This is a genomic window from Enterobacter sp. UPMP2060 (genome assembly GCF_053709655.1).
In genome coordinates, this window is the sequence record NZ_JBSKJQ010000017.1 from 25,118 (window position 1) to 45,608 (window position 20,491).

The following is a 20,491-nucleotide window of genomic DNA, read 5'->3' on the forward strand; positions in this document are numbered from 1 at the left end:
GGGCCATACGCCCGAAATTTCCCTATTTCTTATCAGCGAACAGCTCCGGCGCCCACGGACGCGGATCCACCTCCATAAACGGCGCGCGCTCGAAGCGGTCCTTCAGCGCCCACGGCACCGTGCAGTCGAAGATGGTCTTGCAGGAAATGCCGTTTGCGCGAATTGAGGTGCTGTAATCCGGCGACTGGGACGGATCCAGCTGGTGGCCGCGGATCCCCGGAATATTGGTGATGCTGACATCGCCCTGCATGCGGGTGGTCATCGCCCACAGGATGTCGTCGCTGTCGAAAATATCCACGTCTTCGTCGACAAGAATGATGTTCTTCAGCTCCGAATAGGTGGCTAAGGCAATGAGCGCCGCCTGTCCCTGACGGCCTTCGTCTGACGGCTGGCGTTTTTTCACCTGCAGGATCCCGAGGAATTTACCGCCGCCCGCGGTATGCGCATAGACGTTTTGCAGGAAGCCCGGAATCGCCTCTTCAACGGCATTGCGGATGCTGGCTTCCGTCGGTAAACCGGCCAGGGTGGTATGCTCTTCCCCCGGTCCCACCAGCGTTTGCAGGATCGCGTGGTTTCGCATGGTCACGGCTTTCACTTTGATCACGGGCAGGGACGGGTTCGCCTCGCCGCAGTAGCCCGGGAACTCCGGCATCGCGTGGCCGGTGTTGGTATGCTGATCTTCTCTTACGCGCACGCCCGGAAGCAGTTCGCCCTCGATGATGATTTCCGCCCGCGCGATTGCTTTCTCTTTTACCGCCACGCCCTGCACCAGTTCGACCGGCTGCTGGCGCAGCGCCCCGGCGACGCCCAGCTCGTTGTAGCCAAACGGCGTGGTGGGCGCCTCAAAGCACGCGCCGATATAGATGGCAGGATCGAGCCCCATATTGATCGTCACCGGCAGCGGTTTTCCGGCCTCTTCCGCCTTTTTGCGGAAGACTTCGATATGCCGACCGGCGGCAAGGAACATGGAAAGCTCGTCGCGCTCCTGAACGCAGAGGCGGTGGATGGTGACATCCGTCAGCGAGCTGTCTTCCGGATCGCTTGCCAGCACCAGCCCCAGACAGAAGAACGGGCCCGCATCAATCGGCGTGTTTGTGGGGGCCGGAAGCAGCTTGCGCAGGTCGAAGTCAGGGTCGTCTGCGTAGAAAACCTGTTCCTGGCAGGGCGCCTGCGAGGCCGGAACCACAACCGGCGCAACCGGCTTTTTCACCGCCTGGCCGACGTGTTTTGCGAGTTCAGAGGGCTCGCAGCCCAGAAGGAGCGCCGCGCGCTCGCGGCTGGCGTGCATGCCCACCAGGATGCGGGAGCCCGGATAGCCCTTCACGCTGTTGAACATCATGGCCGGGCCCGTACGGGTTGGACGTTTTACCGTGCCGCCCGCGCCGATATGGCGGTAGACTCCCGCCAGCTCCGCGTTGGGATCGACCGGATGATCGGTTTCAAGATACTGCCCTTCGTGGCGCTGAAGCAGGGCGATGGCGCTGCGGAGATCGTTGATCGGGTTTTCCATAATTTCCTCCCTCGTTTTGAATACCTCCATTTTTATGGCAATGACCAATAGCATCAATTGCATCATTACTGCTAAATTGATAAGTAAACTCATATCAAAAAAGGAAGCGTTCCGTGCAGTTTCGTCAGATGCGCCATTTCATCGTGGTGGCCGAAGAGCTCCACATGCACCGGGCCGCTGAGCGTCTGAACATGGCGCAACCGGCCCTGAGCCAGCAGATAAAGGCGCTGGAAGAACGTTTAGGCGTCACGCTCTTTAGCCGGGCGAACCGCCGCTTAACCCTGACGCCCGCGGGTGAAGCGTTTCTGGTGAAAGCCAGGCTCGCCATCTCCCTGACCGAGCAGGCGGTTCTGGACGCCAGGCAAACGGCACGGGGCGAGCAGGGGGTATTAAACCTGGGGTGCGTGTCGAGCGCGATGTTCGACGGCAGGCTGCCCGCCGCGCTGCGCCAGATGCATACGCGCTGGCCGGCCATTACCATGTCGCTGGTGACGGGAAACGTGCAGACGCTCTACGCGGCCGTGCAGAGCAACCAGCTCGATGTGGCTATTATCCGGGCGCCGCTGCCGTCGCTGCCTGACGATCTGCAAAGCCGCCCGTTCACGTCAGAGAAAACGGTCCTGGCGCTGTATCGTCAGCATCCGCTGGCGGGATCTTCCGCGCTGACGCTTTCGTCGGTGAAGGACGAAAAATGGATCTCCCTGCGCGACCCGGAGGGAATGGGGCTGGAACAGTACTTTTATGACGCCTGCAGCGGGGCGGGCTTTCAGCCGGACGTGGTGCAAAACGCGACCGACGTGCCCACCGTGATAAGCCTGGTCTCGGCGGGGTTTGGGCTGGCGCTGCTGCCCGCCTCGGCAAAGGCGGTGAGCGTTGAGAACGTGGTGTACGTGGACATCCTCGACCGGCTCCGGGAAAGCGAGCTGACGCTGGTTTGCCACCGGATTATTCGCTCAGAAGTGCTTAAAAAATTCCTGATTACCCTCGATCATACCTGACGCCCGGCGGCCTGCAGCAGCTGCTCGCGCAGCCAGGCATTTGCCGGATCCTGGCTGTTTTTCGGGTGCCAGTACATGTAGATGGTAATCGGCTGGAGCGGCAGCGGCGGCGCAAAGAGATCCAGCGTGCCGGCAAACTGTTTCAGCATCCGTTCCGGCAGGGTGCACACCAGGTCGGTACCGGCAACAAGCGCAGGCGCCATGGCGTAGCTCTGCGTGGACATCGCGACGTGCCGCTGGTAGCCCAGCCCGGCCAGGGTTTGATCGACAAAGCCGGTAAACGGATCTCCCGCCGATGACACCACCAGATGAGAAAGCGCGCAGTAGCTTTCCAGGTCTAACGCTCCGGTCCCGCGCGGATGGCCTTTGCGCTGGGCGGTGGCAAACGCATCGTCGAGCAGTTTGCGCCTCACCCAGCCGTCATGGGCGCCCGCGCTTACGCCGATGTAGATATCCACATCTCCGGTTTCGAGCTGCTGCGGCAGTTCGGACATCTGTGGCAGGGCGAAGCGCAGGCGAATACCTGGAGCTTCGGTACCCACCTGGTTAAGCAGCCCGGTGCCCAGCATCAGCGCCGGGTTTTCGTGCAGCGCGATAACAAAGGTTCGGGTGCTGGTCTGGGCATCAAACGTGGTGGGAGAAAACATCGCGCTGATGCCGCGCAGCACGCTCTCCACCTGCGGCTTAAGCGCTTCCGCTCGCGGCGTCGGTAGCACCCCACGTCCATGTGGGGAGGGAATAAACAGCGGTTCGCCAAACAGCGTTCGCAGACGCGCCAGACGAGCGGACAGCGCGGGCTGGCTGATGCCCAGCCGCGCGGCCGCATGGGTGATATTCCTGTCCTGAAGCAGGGCGTCCAGGGTCAGGATCAGGTCGATGTCCATGTCAGAGACGGGCGTCATTTTATTTCGCGCTGCCGGCGTCCCGGTTGGTATAGGTCACAGGAACCCAGGCATAGCCGCCGTTTTCGCCTTTGGTGACATACCCGATACCCGGGAACGGCAGATGGGGCGCGGCAACCAGGTCTTTATTTTTCACAAAGTCCGCAAACGCGTGTTCGCGCACGCCTGCCGCTTTGTTCTGATCTTCATCGTAGGTAATGGTCACGTCAGGCTGCGGGAACTGAACCGCCGCGGCATGAATGATGTCGCCGACAAAGGTGATCTTCCCGCCTTTGCTCGTCAGCGTGTAGAAGGCTGAACCCGGCGTATGGCCGGGATGAACCGTGCCGGTCAGCCCCGGGAGAATCTCAGATGTGCCGCTAAACGGCACCACTTTACCGGCGTCAAGATAGGGTTTTAAGGTCTTCTGCGCGACGTCAAAGTAGTTCTTGCCGTAGCCGGTTTTTTTCTGATTCTCGTCGTTAAAGAAAAAGTCGACGTCCGGTTTGCCAACGAAAACGCGCGCGTTGCTGAACACCACCTTGCCGTCTTTCACCAGGCCGCCCGCGTGATCGGAGTGGGCGTGGGTCAGCAGGACTTCAGTAATGTCCTCGGGTTTAATCCCCTGGGTGGCGAGGCTCTCAATCAGACGTCCGCCGTTGCCGGGGCCAAAGAGCTGGCCTGAGCCCGTATCCACCAGAATTTTATGTCCGGGCATCGCAATCAGGAACGCGTTGATGGACACTTCAGGCGGGTTGGTCTGGAAATTTTTCGCGAGCAGCGCATCAATTTTTTGCGGCGTTGTCCGGCGCAGCAGCTTGTGCAGATCCTGCGCGACGGTCCCGTCGGTAAACGAGGTGACCAGAACGTCGCCGACCTGGACGCTGTATCCGCCCGCCGGTTGTTTAACGACGTGCTGGGGCGTCTCTGCCGACGCCTGCAGCGCAGGGTAGAAAAGCAATGAACTGGAAATCAGCGTAGAAAGAGCAAGTTTTTTCACGGTAAGCATACGAGTCTCCTTTGAAAGCACTCATCTTACTTCTTCGTAAAATTATAAGAACCTGCCCAGAAATGATAGGACCTATAAACGCAGTGGATAGCACAACGCAGAAGCCGGGTGGCGATGCTGCCTTTCCCGGCCCGTAACACCTTATTTTTTCAGCGGCGCGTTCCAGCTGTCCGGCGTGGCTTTGGACCAGGAGCCATAAGCGGCATTTGGCAGCACAATCCAGTCGTTTCCGAAGTGTTCCGCGCTGGCTTCAACCAGCTCACGCTGCTGCTCGCTCGGCTTTTTATTTTTAAACTGCACGGCGAAATCCGGCAGGCTGTCGCCAAACAGCATCACGATCTGCTGCTTTTTGAGGATGCTCTGGCGACGCTCTTCCTTGCTGACCGTGTCCAGAAGCACGCTTTCATCGGACACCTGCGGAAGTCCCAGGGCTTTTAACGTCCTGAGCGTATCGGCTTTATTTTCCTGCATGCGGTCCGAAACATAATAGATACGGACCTTGCTTTGATTCACATGGTCAAGAAACGCCTTCGCGCCCGGAATTAAGCCGGGTTTTCCCTGTTTTTCCCAGTCGCTCCAGGTGTCCCATTTTGTATAGTCGTGACACTGCTCGGTGTCGCGCACCAGCAAAGGGGTGTTATCCAGCACCGTTTCATCCAGGTCCATTACCACGGCGTAATTTTCAGGCGTTTTCAGCTCTTTTAACTTTTCGTTGAAACGCTCGGTGGCAAACCGATACGTCTGCAGCTGAAGAGCCACGATCTCTGCCGATTTCTGCTGATAGCGCAGCGCCATTTCGTACGCTTTGGGTTCACACAGCTCGCCCCCGGCGGCCGTCGCCGCTGCCGTTGCACTCAAAACAGGTAATGCCAGCAGTAATGCCTTAGCCATTGAATTCACACTTTTTTCCTCAACACCCTGGTTAAAATCCCGAAAGCGTAATGAAATTCAATGACAGAAATATGAAGGCCGCGCCGTTAGACCAGCATGTAATACCAGAACAGGGCGACTTCGTCCTTTTCCGGTAAGGCGTTGTAGAGATAACGATCGTATCCGCCCAGGGTAAACCCGTAGTTGCGGTAAAACAGACAGGCAGAGACGTTCACATTTTGTGTTTCAAGCCGTAATCCCGGCGCGTTTACGCTGCGGGCCCAGACGTGCGCGGCGGCCATTAATTTTTGCGCGGCGCCGGTTCTGCGTTTCGTGCGCTCCACGGCAATGTAATCCACCGAGATAAACTTATTCCAGCCGATAGACGCGGTAATAAATCCGGCAATTTCCCCGTCATCCGTTTCGGCAATAAGAAATATGGCGTCCGGATTAACGCAGTGGTTTTCAAGGGTTTGGATATCGAGCTCGTAGGTTTTAATCCAGGGCTCGGCGACGGCTTCGATATGCAAATCGCAGTGGATAAAGGGCTCTCGCGCAATGTGGCTAATGGTGAAAGAAAAGTCACAGCATTCAAGGCGAGCGAGGTCGGTATTGAGTCCTTTTCGAATCTGCATAGTCTTCCCGGTAGTGAGTTATTTCATAAAGAATAGACGAAGCGGTTAAATTCGCTGGCCTAACACACTTTTAATCCTGAACTAAGCTTGTACTTCGTTCCGCGTAAAATGTGGGTCATTCGAGGACAATGAATGGAATTCAGGACATTTCAAAAGCAGTGGGGTGCTGAGTTTATTTCCGATGACGTTGTACGTTTTCGCGTCTGGGCAGAAGGACAGAAAGAACTAACGCTACGTCTGGCCGCCGCCGACGTGCCGATGACGGCAGCTGGCGACGGCTGGTTTCAGGCAGACGTATCCGGCGTCACGCACGGTGCAGAATATCAATTTGTTCTGCAGGACGGCATGACGGTGCCCGACCCCGCCTCGCGCGCGCAAAAAGGCGACGTTAACGGCCCCTCCATCGTTATCGATCCCCAACGCTATCAGCCGGTCAACCGGGACTGGGCAGGGCGGCCGTGGGAAGACACGGTTATCTACGAGCTGCACATCGGCACGTTTACCCCGGAGGGCACCTTCCGGGCCGCCATCGACAAGCTACCGTATCTGGCAGAGCTTGGTATTACCCAGCTTGAAGTGATGCCCGTCTCTCAGTTTGGCGGAACACGCGGCTGGGGGTATGACGGCGTGCTGCTGTACGCCCCGCACTCTGCCTACGGTACGCCGGAGGATTTCCACGCGTTTATCGACGCCGCGCACGGGCTGGGACTCTCCGTGGTGCTGGATATCGTGCTCAACCACTTCGGCCCCGAGGGGAACTATCTGCCCCTGCTGTCGCCCGCGTTTTTTGATGCACAGCGGATGACGCCGTGGGGCAACGGAATTGCTTACGAACGCGAGCCGGTGAGGCAGTACATCACCGATGCGCCGCTCTACTGGCTGAAGGAGTACCGTCTGGACGGCCTGCGCTTTGACGCCATCGACCAGATTAAAGACACCTCGGAGACGCACATTCTGGAGGAGATTGCCGCAAAAATCCGCGAGGCGATCCCGCACCGCCACGTTCACCTGACCACGGAAGACAGCCGCAACGTGATTTTCCTGCATCCGCGCGATGAACAGGGCAACACGCCGCTGTTCACCGCCGAGTGGAATGATGACTTCCACAACGCTGCCCACGTGTTTGCCACCGGCGAGACCCACGCGTATTACCAGGATTTTGCCTTTGAGCCGGAGAAAAAGTTCGCCCGGGCGCTGGCGGAAGGCTTTGTCTACCAGGGCGAGATTTCGCTGCAAACCGGCGAATCCCGCGGGGTGGAGTGCCAGACGCAGCCGCCGCAGTTCTTCGTCGATTTTATTCAAAACCACGATCAGACCGGGAATCGTGCCCAGGGCGAGCGGCTGATCGCCCTGGCGGGGGCCGACAAGACGCGGGTGCTGCTTGCCGCGCTGCTGCTTTCTCCCCATATCCCGCTGCTGTTTATGGGCGAGGAGTTTGGGGAAACGCACCCGTTCCTGTTTTTCACCGATTTTCACGGCGATCTGGCAAAGGCGGTGCGGGAAGGGCGCGCAAAAGAGTTTACCGGCCATGCCGGGCACGATGAAACCGTCCCGGATCCGAACGACCTGAACACGTTTATCCGTTCAAAGCTCGACTGGAATAAGATTGCCACCGACGAAGGCAAAACGTGGCTGCGCTTCACGCGCCACCTGCTGACGCTGCGTCATCGCCATAACGTTCCGCTTCTGCGTCATGGCGGCGCCGTTGAGAGCAAGGTAATCAAGACCGCGCCCGGCATGGTGGCGGTGAGCTGGCATTTCCCGTCGGGGACACTCTCTCTGGCGCTGAATATCGGTAGTAAGCCCGTCGCGCTGCCCGATCTCGCGGGTGAGACGCGCTTTGCCTGGCCGGAAGTCACTGACGTTTTACCGCCGAACGGTATTGTCGTTCGCTTTGCTGATGGAGAAGCATCGTTATGATCCCTTCCGCCACGTACCGTATTCAGTTCCGTAATGGCATGACCTTCGATCGCGTTGCGGCGCTGGTGCCTTACCTGAAAGATCTCGGCATCAGCCATCTCTACGCATCGCCCGTATTTACCGCCACAGCGGGTTCCACCCACGGCTATGACGTGACCAACCCGAATGAAATTGACCCCGCGATCGGCGGACGAGACGGTTTCGACCGCATGTCGGCAGCGCTTAAGCAGGCCGGCATGGGGCTGATTCTGGATATTGTCCCGAACCATATGTCCACCTCGCTGGCAAATGCCTGGTGGCGGGACGTGATTGAATACGGCCAGCAGAGCCGCTATTTCCGCTATTTCGATATCGACGGGTCGCGCCCGCTAACGCTGCCGTTCCTCGGTGACACCTTTGAGGCGGAGCTGGAGAAGGGGGCGATCGCTCTAAAACGTGACCCTGTCACGTACAAGGCCGCGCTGGTTTACTACGACGCCGAGTATCCGCTCAACCCCGGTACGTACAGTGAGGATAAGAGCATCGCTGAGCTGCATGACGCGCAAAGCTGGCGGCTGATGTCCTGGCGGGAAGCGCCGAAGCAGCTCTCGTGGCGGCGCTTCTTTGAGATCACTGGTCTGGTGGGCGTTCGGGTAGAAGACGACGCGGTCTTCGACGATACGCACCGGCTGATCCTGGAGCTGGTTCACGCTGGCGTGGTGGACGGCCTGCGAATCGACCACGTCGACGGCCTGGCCGATCCGCTGGGGTATCTGCAGCGCCTGCGGGAGAAAACCGGGCCCGACTGCTACATCACGGTTGAAAAAATTCTCGCGAAGGGAGAACAGCTCCCCGCCGACTGGCCGGTATCCGGCACCACCGGCTACGAGTTTATCGCCTCGCTGGCGGAAGTGCTGGTCGACGACGATAACCTGTCGCGCCTGGAGACCATCCACGACGAAACGCTGGGGATAACGGTCGATCGCCACGCGGAACTGCGCGATGCCAAGGGCCTGATGACCGATCGCAATTTTGAGGGTGAATTCACCACGCTGCTTAACCTTGCTGACGATCTGGCCGGCCGTAATGAGGTTGCGCTACCGCGCGAGGAGATCCGCCACGCGCTGCGCGAGCTGCTTATCGCCTTTCCGGTCTACCGCACCTACGGCACCCGGGAGGGATTAACCCCGCCGGACGTGGCGCTGCTTAACCGCGTGATCGCCGGCGTGGAGACGTCTGAAGCGGCGCTGAGCCTGCTTGTGCGCATTCTTACCGGCGACCTGCCGGAAGATTGCCGCGAGTCCGCCGCGCTGTTCAGAACCCGCTTCCAGCAGCTTACCGGGCCGCTGATGGCGAAGTCCGTTGAAGACACGCTGTTCTTTCGCCACAACCTCGAGCTGGCGCTCAATGAAGTGGGCGCCGACCCGACGCCGCGCGCGTTTTCATTATCCCGCTTCCACCAGGAGATGCGCATTCGTCTGGCCCGTCAGCCCGACGCGCTGCTGGGCACCTCCACGCACGATACCAAGCGCGGGGAAGACGCCCGGGCGCGTCTCTACACCCTGACGGAAGCGCCGGAACGCTGGGGGGAAAATCTGGCCCGCTGGCGACAGATGAACCAGACTCAGGTGCGTTTTCTCAATGACGGTACCGCGCCGAACGCTGCCGATACCTGGATGATCTATCAGGCGCTGGCGGGCGTCTGGCCCGCCACGCAGTCACCGGACGACGCCGAAGGGCTTAAAGCACTCGACGCGCGATTCATCGGCTTCCTCGAGAAAGCGCTGCGCGAGGCAAAACAGCGCACCGACTGGATCGACAGCAACGAGAGCTATGAGAGCGTGGTGCTGAGCTACGCGCGGCACCTGCTTTCGCCGGACAACGCGCTGTTCCTGCAGGATTTTAGCGAGGCGATGCAGCCCTTTATCCGCGCCGGGCTGATGAACAGCCTCAGCCAGACGGTAATCAAGCTGACGGCTCCCGGCGTGCCGGATATCTATCAGGGCAGCGAGGCGCTCAACTTTAGCCTCGTCGACCCGGATAACCGACGGGAGCCGGACTTCAACGCGCTGGTGCACAACCTCAGCGCGGCGGATGCCACGGTATTTGATAACCCGGCCTGCTGGCGAGACGGGCGCGTTAAGCAGTTCGTCACCGCCACGCTGCTGCGGCTGCGTCCGCATTACGACGCGCTTTTCCGCTACGGCGACTGGCTGCCGCTTAAGGTCACCGGCGAGCGCGAGGAGAACCTGATTGTCTATGCCCGCGTTAAGGACGAGGAGGCGCTGATTGTCGCCGTACCGCGTCTGGTTTTTGATGTCACCGATAATCATCAGCTGTGGGTCAATACCAGGGTGGCGATACCCGAAGAGCTGACGGGGAAACGCTATCGGGATCTGTTCAGCGGTGAGAGCCGCATTCTGCAAGAGACGCTGGATTTAACGTCAGAAAAGGGATGTGTACTGGTTCTGCTTACCTGCGAATAATCGTGGAGAACGAAAATGGCAAAGGATACTACGTTTGAAATTCGGGCCGGTCATGGCCAGCAGTTGGGGGCGAATTATGACGGGAAGGGCGTCAACTTCGCGCTGTTCTCCGCTCACGCCGAGCGGGTGGAGCTCTGTCTGTTTGATCCGTCCGGGAAAAACGAAATCGCCCGGCTGGAACTGCCGGAATATACCCATGAGGTCTGGCACGGCTATGTGCCGGACCTGAAGCCCGGCGCGCTGTACGGCTATCGCGTCTACGGGCCCTACGATCCGGAAAACGGTCACCGCTTTAACCCGCACAAGCTGCTTATCGACCCTTACGCCCGCGAACTGGTGGGCGATATCGACTGGAACGACGCCCATTTCGGCTATGAGCTGGGGCATGATGAACTGGACCTCAGCTTTGACACGCGCGACAGCGCGCCGTTCACGCCGAAGTGCAAGGTCATCGACCCGAACGCCTTTGACTGGCAGGACAACAGCCGGCCAAACGTGCCCTGGCCGCATACCGTCGTCTATGAGAGCCACGTGAAGGGCTTTACCCAGATGAACCCGGCCATCCCGCAGGAGCTGCGCGGCACGTTTGAGGGGATGGGACACAAAGCCTCGGTCGACTACATCAAGAGTCTTGGCATCACCTCGGTGGAGCTGCTGCCGGTGCACTGGTTCCCCGACGACCAGCACCTGCTCGACCGCGGCCTGAAGAACTTCTGGGGCTATAACACCCTCGGCTTTTTTGCTCCGGCGTCGCGCTACTACGGCCCGGCGGGGATCCAGGGCTTTCGCGACATGGTGCGCGCGTATCACGATGCGGGCATCGAGGTGATTCTGGACGTGGTGTACAACCATACGGCGGAAGGAAATGAGCTTGGCCCCACGCTCTCGTTTAAGGGGATTGATAACTACAGCTATTACCGCACCCTGCCGGACCAGCACAGGTACTACATCAACGACACCGGGACGGGAAACACGGTCAACACCTCGCACCCGCGCGTGCTGCAGATGGTGATGGACTCCCTGCGCTACTGGGCGGAGTCGATGCATATTGACGGTTTTCGTTTCGACCTTGGGACGATTCTTGGCCGCGAGCCTGAAGGGTTTGACCCGCGCGGCGGTTTCTTCGACGCCATGACTCAGGATCCGGTGTTATCAAGACTCAAGCTGATTGGTGAACCCTGGGACATCGGTCCCGGCGGGTATCAGGTCGGCGGTTTCCCGCCGGGCTGGGGGGAGTGGAACGACAAATACCGCGATACCGTACGCGAGTACTGGAAGGGCGATAACGTCTCCAACGACTTTGCCGCACGCCTTCTGGGATCCGGGGATCTGTACGACCTGCGCGGGCGTCGTCCGTGGGCCAGCGTCAACTTCATCACCGCTCACGACGGCTTTACGCTGAATGACCTGGTGTCGTACAACGAGAAGCACAACGCCGACAACGGCGAGGACAATAACGACGGGCATAACGATAATCGCTCGTACAACTATGGCGAAGAAGGGCCGACGGAGAACCCGGATATTATTGCTACCCGCGAGCGGCAGAAGCGTAATTTCCTGACCACGCTGCTGTTTTCCCACGGCACGCCGATGCTGCTGGCGGGGGACGAGTTTGGCCGCACGCAGAAGGGCAACAACAACGGCTACTGCCAGGACAGCGAGATCTCGTGGATCGACTGGAACGGGATAACCGAAAACGACGCTGCGCTGCGCGAGTTTACCCGACGGCTCATTGACCTTCGCGCGCAACAGCCGCTGCTGCGCCGTGAAAGCTGGCGCGACGGGCTGGAGATCCGCTGGTTCAATGCCGGCGGCGGCCCGCAGCAGGCCGAGCAGTGGGATGAAGGCTCGACGCTCGGCGTCTCCATCAGCAGGCCCGATCTCAGGCAGGAGGACGGCATCTGGCACGACGTGCTGATGCTGTTCAACCCGTTTGAAGGGACCGTGCCGTTCCAGATCCCGCAGTTTGGCGAAGGGGGATGGGTGCTGGAGCTGTCTACGGCAGATGGCGCTGCCACCGGGACAGCGTTCACCGAAACCGTAGAGTACGAACTGGCCGGACGCAGTATTACTCTCTTCAGACGTCCTTAGCCCTAGAGTGATGCCGCCGCGCGGGCGGCGGTGTCATACAGGGAGGAGATCGTGCGTAACAGCTGCGCGGTCTCGCCAATCGACTTCCCGGCAATGCCGCTCTCCGCGTGGATAGCGATCAGACACGCCTCCCGCACGTCCCGGTACTTCATGCACAACGCTTTCCCTTCCTCGGTAGTCGAGAAAAAGAGCTCTTTGCCCGCTTTCTCGCTCGTCACGTAGCCCGCTTTGACCAGCTTTTTCAGGGCGTAGGTCACCACGTGGGTATCTTCCACGTTAAGAACGAAACAGATATCGGCCAGCTTTTTCTTGCGGTCGCGGTGGTTTACGTGATGCAGCAGCGAGACGTCAAATGCGCCCATATCGGGCTCGCCGGCTGCGGTCATGCAGCGCACCATCCATTTATTGAACGCGTTACTGGTCATGATCAGCGCGTACTCCAGCTCTGACAGTTCCGCGCAGCGCTCGGACACCAGATGGCGGGACGAGACGATCCGGCCGTCGTTGATATCGTCGTGAGGGGGTGTAGCACTCTTTTCCGAGGTCATAACGTTCCTTAGCCAGAAATGTAAACTCATCGATAAAATAAGAACATTTTATTGATAATTTGTTTACATGTTTTTGAGGTTCAGATATAGCTTTTTAGCGCAGGTTTTCCGAAACCTGTCGAAAAACACAACATCGCTCGCCGCAAAATAAAAAAATAGCCGTCGGCGCGCAACGCTCACTTTGGATAGGGTAAACGTTATGGACGGTACTACGCTGTTGCCGCTGATCGGGATACCGATCGTGGTTATTGGTTTTGCACTGCGCTTCAACCCGCTGCTGGTGGTCGTAGTGGCGGGGCTGGCGACGGGTCTGCTGGTCGGTATGGATTTCGGGATGCTGCTGGAGACCTTTGGCGAAAAGTTCGTGAATAGCCGATCCCTGGCGACCTTCATTCTGATCCTGCCGGTGATTGGTCTGCTGGAATATTACGGGCTAAAGGAGCGCGCCCAGGCCTGGGTTGCGAAGATCGCCAGCGCGACCTCGGCGCGTATTCTGATGCTCTATTTTGTCGCCCGTGAAGGCACCGCCGCGCTGGGGCTGATGTCGCTGGGCGGTCATGCCCAGACGGTGCGTCCGCTGCTGGCGCCGATGGCCGAAGGGGCGGCGCTAAACGAATACGGCGAGCTGCCGCAGCACATCCGCGACAAAATCAAAGCCCATGCCGCCGCGTGTGACAACATCGCGGTCTTCTTTGGGGAAGATATCTTCATTGCCTTCGGCGCGGTGCTGCTGATCGACGCGTTCCTGAAAGAGAATGGCATTCCGGGCATCGAACCGCTGCATATCGGCCTGTGGGCCATCCCAACCGCCATTGCGGCATTAGTTATTCATATGACGCGCCTGCTGCGCCTGGATGCCAGCATCCGTCGCGACGTCATGGCCTGGCGCGCGGAGCAGAGCACGCGGGAGGCCGCGCAATGATGACGCTTATCACCATTAACCGCGTGTACTACCTGATCGGCTTCGTCGTGATGCTGCTGGTTGTGATGACCCTGCGCGATCGCGCCAATCCGAAGCGTTTTACCACGGCGCTGTTCTGGTTCTTATTCGGCGGGATCTTCCTGTTCGGCGACCTGATGGTGCAGGAGCTGGGGAAATCGCTGGCGTACCGGATCATTGGCGGCGGCGTTATCGCTATCGCGCTGCTGGCGGGCTTTGGTCTGGTCGGGAAAGGGCACTATAAAATGTCGACCGAAGACGAACGTCTCGCGTCGTCAAACCGCCTTAAAAACTGGCTGTTCCTGCCCGCGCTGATGATCCCGGTGGTGACGGTTATAGGCACCCTGTTCCTGAAAGGGGTTTCGGTTGGCGGCGTGTTCCTGCTCGATCAGAAGCAGCTCACTCTGGCGGCGCTGTGCGTGGCCTGCGTCGCGGCGATCCTCACCGGCTGGTGGCTGACCAAAGGCACGCCGCTGCACGCCATTCGCCAGTCTCGCCGTCTTGTCGACACCATCGGCTGGGCGGTGATCCTGCCGCAGATGCTGGCCATGCTCGGCGGCGTGTTCGTGGCGGCCAATACCGGTGACTCGGTGCAGAAGGTGGTGAGCCTGTTCGTTAACCCGGATAACCGCTTTATGCTGGTGGTGATTTACTGCGTGGGGATGGCGCTGTTTACCATGATCATGGGGAATGCGTTTGCGGCCTTCCCGGTGCTGAGCGCGGGGATCGCGTTGCCGTTTCTGATCAACGTGCATCACGGCAACCCGGCGCCGCTGCTGGCGATTGGCATGTACGCGGGCTACTGCGGCACGCTGATGACGCCGATGGCCGCTAACTTCAACATTGTTCCCGCCGCGCTGCTGGAGCTGAAAGATAAGTATCAGGTGATCAAGATCCAGATCCCGACCGCGTTAACCCTGCTGGTGGTGAACGTGTTCCTCATGTATTTCCTCGTGTTTCGCTAAGGAGCTGTTATGGAATTAACGCAACATCAGGCTGACGCGTTTGCCCGCATGCCTTTGACCTATTTGCGCCAGGAATACCCGAACCACATCATGCACCTGCTGAATGATGATGGTGACGTTCTGCCGCCGCGCGAACTGCACCCCATTTTCTACGGCTGTTTCGACTGGCACTCGGCGGTGCACGGCTACTGGCTGCTGCTGCGCTGCGTGCGCCTCTACCCGGAGCTGCCGAGCCGGGACGCGATCGTCGCGCTTGTCGACGAGCACCTGACGGAAGAGAACGTGGCGAAGGAGCTGGCCTATTTCACCGCGCCGTTCCGCGCCTCGTTTGAGCGCCCGTATGGCTACGGCTGGCTGCTGGCGCTGGCCCAGGAGCTAAAGCAGTCGTCGCTGCCGCAGGCCGCAGGCTGGTACCGGACGCTTGAGCCGTTAACCCAGGATATTCGTAACCGCCTGGTGGATTACCTCAGCAAGCTCACCTATCCGATCCGCGTCGGGACGCACTACAACACGGCGTTTGCCCTCGCGCTGGCGCTCGATTACGCGCGAGCCGTGGAGGATAGCGCGCTTGAGCAGGCGATTGTCACGGCGGCGGAGCGGTTTTATCTCGCCGACACGCGCTATCCGGCCCACTACGAGCCCGGCGGTGATGAGTATATTTCCGGCGCGCTGACGGAAGCGCTGCTGATGAGCAAGGTGCTGAAAGACTTCCCGGCCTGGTTTGACGCGTTTCTCCCAGAGGCGGGCACCATTGCGGCGCTGATGAACCCGGCGGAAGTGAGCGACCGTACCGACCCGAAAATTGCCCATCTCGACGGGTTAAACCTCAGCCGCGCCTGGTGCATGAAGCACATTGCCAGAGCGCTTCCCGCAAACCATCCGGCGCAGCAGCCGCTGCGCGAGGCGGTGGCGAAACACTTGACGGCAAGCGTTGAGCATGTGGTCGGCAGCCACTACAGCGGCGGGCACTGGCTGGCGAGCTTTGCGCTGCTGGCGCTGGAGTAAAAGAACGCGCTGCGCTGCAAGGTGCTGCATCAGTCTAGGCTGACGCCCGAACCGCAGGGCTCAGCCTGCTCACGCTAAACAACACCGATCCCGTCGAGGCTATCACTGCAATCCAAAGCGCCAGATGCACGGCCCGGTCATGGTCTGATCCGGCCGTTGCAAGCAGCACGCCCACCGCGGCGGCGCCGAGACACTGGCCGAATGTCCTCACAATCGACAACACGCCGGAGGCATAGCTGGCATATTCCCGCGCCACGTTAGAGAGCATCTCCCGGTTATTGGGGCTCTGGAAGCAGCCAAACCCAATCCCGCAAACCAGACTGCGCAGGCAGATATTCCATGCGGATGGGCTGTCCGGCAACGTCGCCAGCAGGACCAGTCCACCGACAAAAATCATCAGCCCGATTGTCGAGATCAGCGGCGCGGAAATCGTATCTGCCCATCGTCCCGCGTGCGGCGCGATCAGCACGATGCCAATCGGCCACGGGGTGAACAGCAGCGCGGAGACCACCGGGCTGTAGCCATACACGCTCTGAAACAGAAACGGCAGCGCGACAAAGGTGATGCCCTGACTGACAAACGAGGCCAGCGAGGTCAGGGCTGCAAGGGTAAAGCGTCCGTTTTTGAACATGACGGGCGGCAGTATGGGACTTTGCGCGCGCCGAATCCGCCAGATAAAGGCGAGGGCGCTGGTCAGCGTAAGAATCCCCCAGCCGAGGGTCTCCTGGCTAATGTGTTGCGTCACGCGCTGAAGGCTGTCGGCCAGCATAATCGCCGAACCTAACAGCGCGGCGGAGAGCACGGCGCCCGGCGCGTCAAAGGGCGAGCGGTCAACGGCCGTTTCCCGCGGCAAGGCCCACCACGCCAGCAGCAGGGCGACGCTGCCCGGAACAATGTTAATGGCGAACAGCCACTGCCAGCTCAGCGCGTCCAGTATGGTTCCACCCAGCACGGGGGCAATCGCCGTGCTGGAAGCGATAAGCAGGGCGTGCAGCCCCAGAATGCGGCCAAGCAGTCGACCCGGAAAAACGGATCGCAGGATTGCCGGGGCGATACTCAGGGTGGCCGCACCGCCGATGCCCTGCAGAATACGCATGCCGGTTAACATTTCCGGCGTCGCTGCCAGCGCGCAGCCGAGCGAGGTGAGCGTAAAGGTGGCAAGCCCAACAAGAAACACCGGGCGATAGCCCACGCGCGCCGCCAGCGCCGCGAAGATGGCTAACGTCATTGCCGCTGAAAGCAGGTAACCGTTGGCGAACCAGACCGCAACGTTCGCGGGTACCTGCATCGCCCTTGCCATGGAGGGCAGCGCGATGTTGATCATGGTGCCGTCAAAGACGCCCATCAGCGTGGTGGTCATGACGGCGGCCATGACCCGGGCGCGTTCATGACCGGGTAAGCCTTCATCGCCGGGCAGGTTTGAAAATAGCGTCATCGTCGTTACTCCAGATAAGAATAGTGATGACGAAACTATAAGCATGCGGTATACAGGGCGGAAGACGCATCAGCTGCATTTAATCGTTGCATATAACGCCTTATCTAAGGAGTCATCGTGTCCGATCCTGACTTTAACCTTCTGGTTGCGCTCGACGTTCTGCTGGCCGAAGCCAGCGTGGCGGGCGCGGCGCGACGTTTGAACCTCAGCACCTCCGCCATGAGCCGCACCCTGAGCAGGCTGCGGGAGGTGACCGGCGATCCTATTCTTGTGCGGGCCGGTCGCCATATGGTGCTGACGCCCTGGGGAGAAGCCACGCGAGACCGCGCCAGAACTGCCGTGCATGAGGCGAGGGCGGTGCTGCAGCCCTCCACCGACGCGCTGAAGGTTGAAAGTCTCGAGCGGCTGTTCACCATCAGAGCCAACGACGGTTTTGTGGTGGCGTTTGGGCCGCTGCTGATTGCGGCGGTGGCGAGCGTTGCCCCCGGGGTGTGCATCCGCTTCTCGCCAAAACCTGAAAAAACGTCGCGCTATTTGCGCGAAGGGCTGGTCGACCTGGAGATCGGCGTGCAAAGCAATATGGGGCCGGAAATACGGCTGCAACGGCTCTTTCAGGATCGGTTTGTTGGCGCGGTGCGTAAGGGACATCCGCTGTCATTACGGCCTGACGTCAGCCTTGACGAGTATGTCGCGTGGGGCCACGTGGTGGCCTCGCCGGACGGATCGCTACACGGGTTTGTCGATGACGCGCTGGCGGAACGGGGGATGAAGCGCAAGGTCGCCAGCGTGGTGCCCGGATTTCCAACGGCGCTATCCGTGGCGCTGGCGTCCGATCTGATTGCCATGGTGCCGGCGCTGTACCTGCTCAATCAGCCGATGAACGAGCGCGTACACGTCTTTGAACTGCCGTTTAAAACCCGGACCATTACGGTATCACAGATGTGGCATCCGCGCATGGAAAGGGACCCGGGACATCGATGGCTCAGGGAAAAGGTACTGGAAGTGTGTCGGGCCGTGCGCTGACGCTCAGGCCACTTTTCCCGGCACGGAGAGGATGAAGCGCGTCGATGCCGCATCCGATTCCACGCGGACTTTTCCGTGGTGCGCGGAGACGATGGACTTCACGATGGCAAGCCCGATCCCGCTGCCTTCGCCTTTGCGCTGCCTTGACGGATCGACGCGATAGAAACGGTCAAACAGCTTTGGCAGATGCTCTTGCGGGATCGGCGTACCGGGATTTTCTATCATCAGTTCAACGTCGTTATCCTGTTCTCTGATGGAGACCGTCACCGCTTTCCCGGCTGGCGTATAGCGCAGGGCATTGGAGAGCAGATTATTTACTGCTCTTCTGAACATCTGCGGATCGCCTTCTATCAGGCAGGGCATCCCGTTAAATTTCAGCGTAACGTTGCGTTCTTCCGCCCAGGCTTCGAAGAAATCGAAGACTTTCATGACCTCCGCACTTAAATCAAACACCACCCGGTCAGGGACGAGCTGGTTATTATCCGCCTGCGCCAGGAAAAGCATGTCGCTGACCATCCGGGTCATCCGGTTGTACTCTTCAAGGCTGGAGTACAGAACGTCTTCCAGCTCTTTCTGCGAGCGGTCCTGGCTCAGCGCGATTTCCGTTTGCGTCACCAGGTTGGTGATGGGGGTTCTGATTTCATGCGCGATATCGGCGGAAAAATTCGCCTGGCGGGTAAAGACATCTTCAATCTTTTCGATCATATGGTTGAAGGAGATGACCAGCTGTTCCAGCTCAACGGGCACGCGGGACGGCTCCAGCCGCGCGTCGAGGTTTTCTGAAGTGATATTTTTAATGGCGTTGCTGACGTTACGCAGGGGCAAATGACCCTGACGAACCGCGATGCGAATGACAAGAATAATCAGCAGGCTGATCGCCGCGGCAATCGCCAGGAGATTCTTTTTCAGCGCCTCAAGGTAGTGCAGATGAAAATTGATGGAGAGCCCGATCAGCATCACGTAGCCCTGCGTTTTGCCCTGCAGCGTCGCCGTGCCTGAAGAGGCGATAATCCGGTACGTTTCCATTTTCATGTCGGACCCGGCGTGCATGTTTGCGGCAGGGTCTTCAACCGTCCAGAGAAACACATCCTGCGCGCGGCGGTGTTCGCTGAAGTCCGCCGCGTTCATCGCAGGGCGCAGTGCTGCCCCTTGCGCCGAGCTGAACAGGATATTGCCCTGCGGATCCAGGAGCAGGACGGCCACATTGCGGTAGCTGGCGATAGACTCTTTGATTTTACTGATTTTCTTTTGGTCAGGATCGACCGGAGACTGCAGGATGCGGTGCATCGCGGTGCTGATTTGCTGCAGGTCGCTGACATCCTGCTCGGCGAAGTGCTTTTCAACGGAATGCAGCATAAACCAGGTAAAGGCGAAAAAGGCCAGTATCGTGGAGAGACTGATAAAAAAGGTCAGCCGCAGGGCAAGCGAAAAAGGGCGCCCGGGAAGCTTAACGCGCATCCGGCACCTCCAGCATATAGCCTACGCCGCGCACCGTCTGGATCAGCTTAGGTTCAAAATCGTTATCGATTTTCGCGCGAAGCCGCTTTACCGCCACGTCAATTGCGTTTGTGTCGCTGTCAAAATTCATGTCCCACACCTGGGAGGCAATCAGGGAGCGGGGTAGCACCTCTCCCTGATGACGCAGGAAAAACTCCAGCAGGCTGAACTCTTTGCTGGTTAACGAGATGCGGCTTCCGGCCCGGCTTACCTTTCTCGACACGAGGTCAACCGTCAGGTCCGCCACCTGAAGCTGGCTTTCCGCGATCACCGTATTACCGCGTCTCAACAGCGTCCTCACCCGGGCGAGCAGCTCGGCAAAAGCGAATGGCTTAATCAGATAGTCATCCGCGCCCAGCTCAAGCCCTTTAACCCGGTGTTCAATCGTGCCGAGAGCCGTGAGTAACAGGATGGGCATCCCTTTTCCCGCAGAGCGGAGCATGCGGACAATGTCCCAGCCGTTCACATCGGGCAGCATGATATCCAGAATCAGCAGATCGTATTCAGCGGTCATGGCGAGATGGTAGCCGTTCAGGCCATTATCCGCGTGGTCCACCACAAATCCTGCTTCAGTCAGCCCCTTACTCAGGTACTCACCGGTTTTCATTTCGTCTTCGACGATCAGTATTTTCATCGTGCTCCCCTGACTGGCTGCTGATGACATTCTAGTGAGCGTACCGCCGTTAACAATGACTTACG

Annotated in this window: 17 protein-coding genes; 8 read left to right on the top strand and 9 right to left on the bottom strand. The window is 59.3% G+C overall.

Going from position 1 to position 20,491, the window contains the following annotated elements; all coding sequences use genetic code 11:
* Positions 1-22: 22 nt before the first annotated feature.
* Positions 23-1,510, bottom strand: coding sequence for a UbiD family decarboxylase (locus ACWKXN_RS21290; RefSeq protein ID WP_039262417.1), 1,488 nt, complete (start codon positions 1,508-1,510; stop codon positions 23-25).
* A gap of 113 nt (positions 1,511-1,623) precedes the next feature.
* Between ACWKXN_RS21290 and ACWKXN_RS21295 the strand changes: the two genes are divergently transcribed.
* Positions 1,624-2,508, top strand: coding sequence for a LysR substrate-binding domain-containing protein (locus tag ACWKXN_RS21295; RefSeq protein ID WP_033145589.1), 885 nt, complete (start codon positions 1,624-1,626; stop codon positions 2,506-2,508).
* Here the strand turns inward: ACWKXN_RS21295 and ACWKXN_RS21300 are convergent.
* The 4 genes from ACWKXN_RS21300 to ACWKXN_RS21315 form a co-directional block, all read right to left on the bottom strand.
* On the bottom strand, positions 2,499-3,410 hold the full coding sequence (locus ACWKXN_RS21300) for a LysR family transcriptional regulator (RefSeq protein ID WP_240608208.1): 912 nt from the start codon (positions 3,408-3,410) through the stop codon (positions 2,499-2,501). The two genes, ACWKXN_RS21295 and ACWKXN_RS21300, sit on opposite strands and share 10 nt — an antisense overlap.
* Before the next feature lies 1 nt (position 3,411).
* A complete protein-coding gene (locus ACWKXN_RS21305; RefSeq protein ID WP_454544300.1) occupies positions 3,412-4,398 on the bottom strand; it encodes an MBL fold metallo-hydrolase in 987 nt (328 codons plus the stop codon).
* Positions 4,399-4,539: 141 nt separating this feature from the next.
* Complete coding sequence (locus ACWKXN_RS21310) at positions 4,540-5,289, bottom strand: 5'-nucleotidase, lipoprotein e(P4) family (RefSeq protein ID WP_226852640.1); 750 nt, start codon at positions 5,287-5,289, stop codon at positions 4,540-4,542.
* 86 nt (positions 5,290-5,375) lie between these two features.
* On the bottom strand, positions 5,376-5,903 hold the full coding sequence (locus ACWKXN_RS21315; RefSeq protein ID WP_039262423.1) for a GNAT family N-acetyltransferase: 528 nt from the start codon (positions 5,901-5,903) through the stop codon (positions 5,376-5,378).
* Between the two features lie 132 nt (positions 5,904-6,035).
* Between ACWKXN_RS21315 and treZ the strand changes: the two genes are divergently transcribed.
* The 3 genes from treZ to glgX are packed head-to-tail and all read left to right on the top strand — an operon-like array spanning position 6,036 to position 12,379.
* The gene (gene treZ, locus ACWKXN_RS21320) at positions 6,036-7,823 is read left to right on the top strand and encodes a malto-oligosyltrehalose trehalohydrolase (protein WP_454544301.1); all 1,788 of its coding nucleotides are present in this window, start codon (positions 6,036-6,038) and stop codon (positions 7,821-7,823) included.
* On the top strand, positions 7,820-10,288 hold the full coding sequence (treY, locus tag ACWKXN_RS21325; protein WP_454544302.1) for a malto-oligosyltrehalose synthase: 2,469 nt from the start codon (positions 7,820-7,822) through the stop codon (positions 10,286-10,288). The genes treZ and treY overlap by 4 nt, the downstream gene beginning before the upstream one ends.
* A gap of 15 nt (positions 10,289-10,303) precedes the next feature.
* The gene (glgX, locus tag ACWKXN_RS21330; RefSeq protein WP_047060903.1) at positions 10,304-12,379 is read left to right on the top strand and encodes a glycogen debranching protein GlgX; all 2,076 of its coding nucleotides are present in this window, start codon (positions 10,304-10,306) and stop codon (positions 12,377-12,379) included.
* 2 nt (positions 12,380-12,381) lie between these two features.
* Here the strand turns inward: glgX and ACWKXN_RS21335 are convergent, their stop codons facing one another.
* Entirely contained in the window at positions 12,382-12,927 is a 546-nt protein-coding gene (locus ACWKXN_RS21335; protein ID WP_039262429.1) for a winged helix DNA-binding protein, read from the bottom strand.
* A gap of 199 nt (positions 12,928-13,126) precedes the next feature.
* On the opposite strand from ACWKXN_RS21335, the gene ACWKXN_RS21340 reads away from it, so the two are divergent.
* The 3 genes from ACWKXN_RS21340 to ACWKXN_RS21350 are packed head-to-tail and all read left to right on the top strand — an operon-like array spanning position 13,127 to position 15,837.
* Entirely contained in the window at positions 13,127-13,849 is a 723-nt protein-coding gene (locus ACWKXN_RS21340; RefSeq protein WP_454544303.1) for a DUF969 domain-containing protein, read from the top strand.
* Positions 13,846-14,832, top strand: a complete 987-nt coding sequence (locus tag ACWKXN_RS21345; protein ID WP_033145579.1) for a DUF979 domain-containing protein — start codon at positions 13,846-13,848, stop codon at positions 14,830-14,832. The genes ACWKXN_RS21340 and ACWKXN_RS21345 overlap by 4 nt, the downstream gene beginning before the upstream one ends.
* A gap of 9 nt (positions 14,833-14,841) precedes the next feature.
* A complete protein-coding gene (locus ACWKXN_RS21350) occupies positions 14,842-15,837 on the top strand; it encodes a DUF2891 domain-containing protein (protein WP_454544304.1) in 996 nt (331 codons plus the stop codon).
* A 34-nt stretch (positions 15,838-15,871) separates the two neighbouring features.
* On the opposite strand, the gene ACWKXN_RS21355 is transcribed toward ACWKXN_RS21350, so the two are convergent.
* Positions 15,872-17,272, bottom strand: a complete 1,401-nt coding sequence (locus ACWKXN_RS21355; RefSeq protein WP_454544305.1) for an MFS transporter — start codon at positions 17,270-17,272, stop codon at positions 15,872-15,874.
* A gap of 117 nt (positions 17,273-17,389) precedes the next feature.
* Between ACWKXN_RS21355 and ACWKXN_RS21360 the strand changes: the two genes are divergently transcribed.
* Entirely contained in the window at positions 17,390-18,295 is a 906-nt protein-coding gene (locus tag ACWKXN_RS21360) for a LysR family transcriptional regulator (protein WP_454544306.1), read from the top strand.
* A 3-nt stretch (positions 18,296-18,298) separates the two neighbouring features.
* On the opposite strand, the gene ACWKXN_RS21365 is transcribed toward ACWKXN_RS21360, so the two are convergent.
* Together ACWKXN_RS21365 and ACWKXN_RS21370 are read right to left on the bottom strand one after the other, a co-directional pair.
* On the bottom strand, positions 18,299-19,753 hold the full coding sequence (locus ACWKXN_RS21365; RefSeq protein WP_048981336.1) for a Cu(+)/Ag(+) sensor histidine kinase: 1,455 nt from the start codon (positions 19,751-19,753) through the stop codon (positions 18,299-18,301).
* Entirely contained in the window at positions 19,743-20,426 is a 684-nt protein-coding gene (locus ACWKXN_RS21370; RefSeq protein WP_039262437.1) for a copper/silver response regulator transcription factor, read from the bottom strand. Before ACWKXN_RS21370 ends, ACWKXN_RS21365 begins: the two co-directional genes overlap by 11 nt.
* Positions 20,427-20,491: the final 65 nt, after the last annotated feature.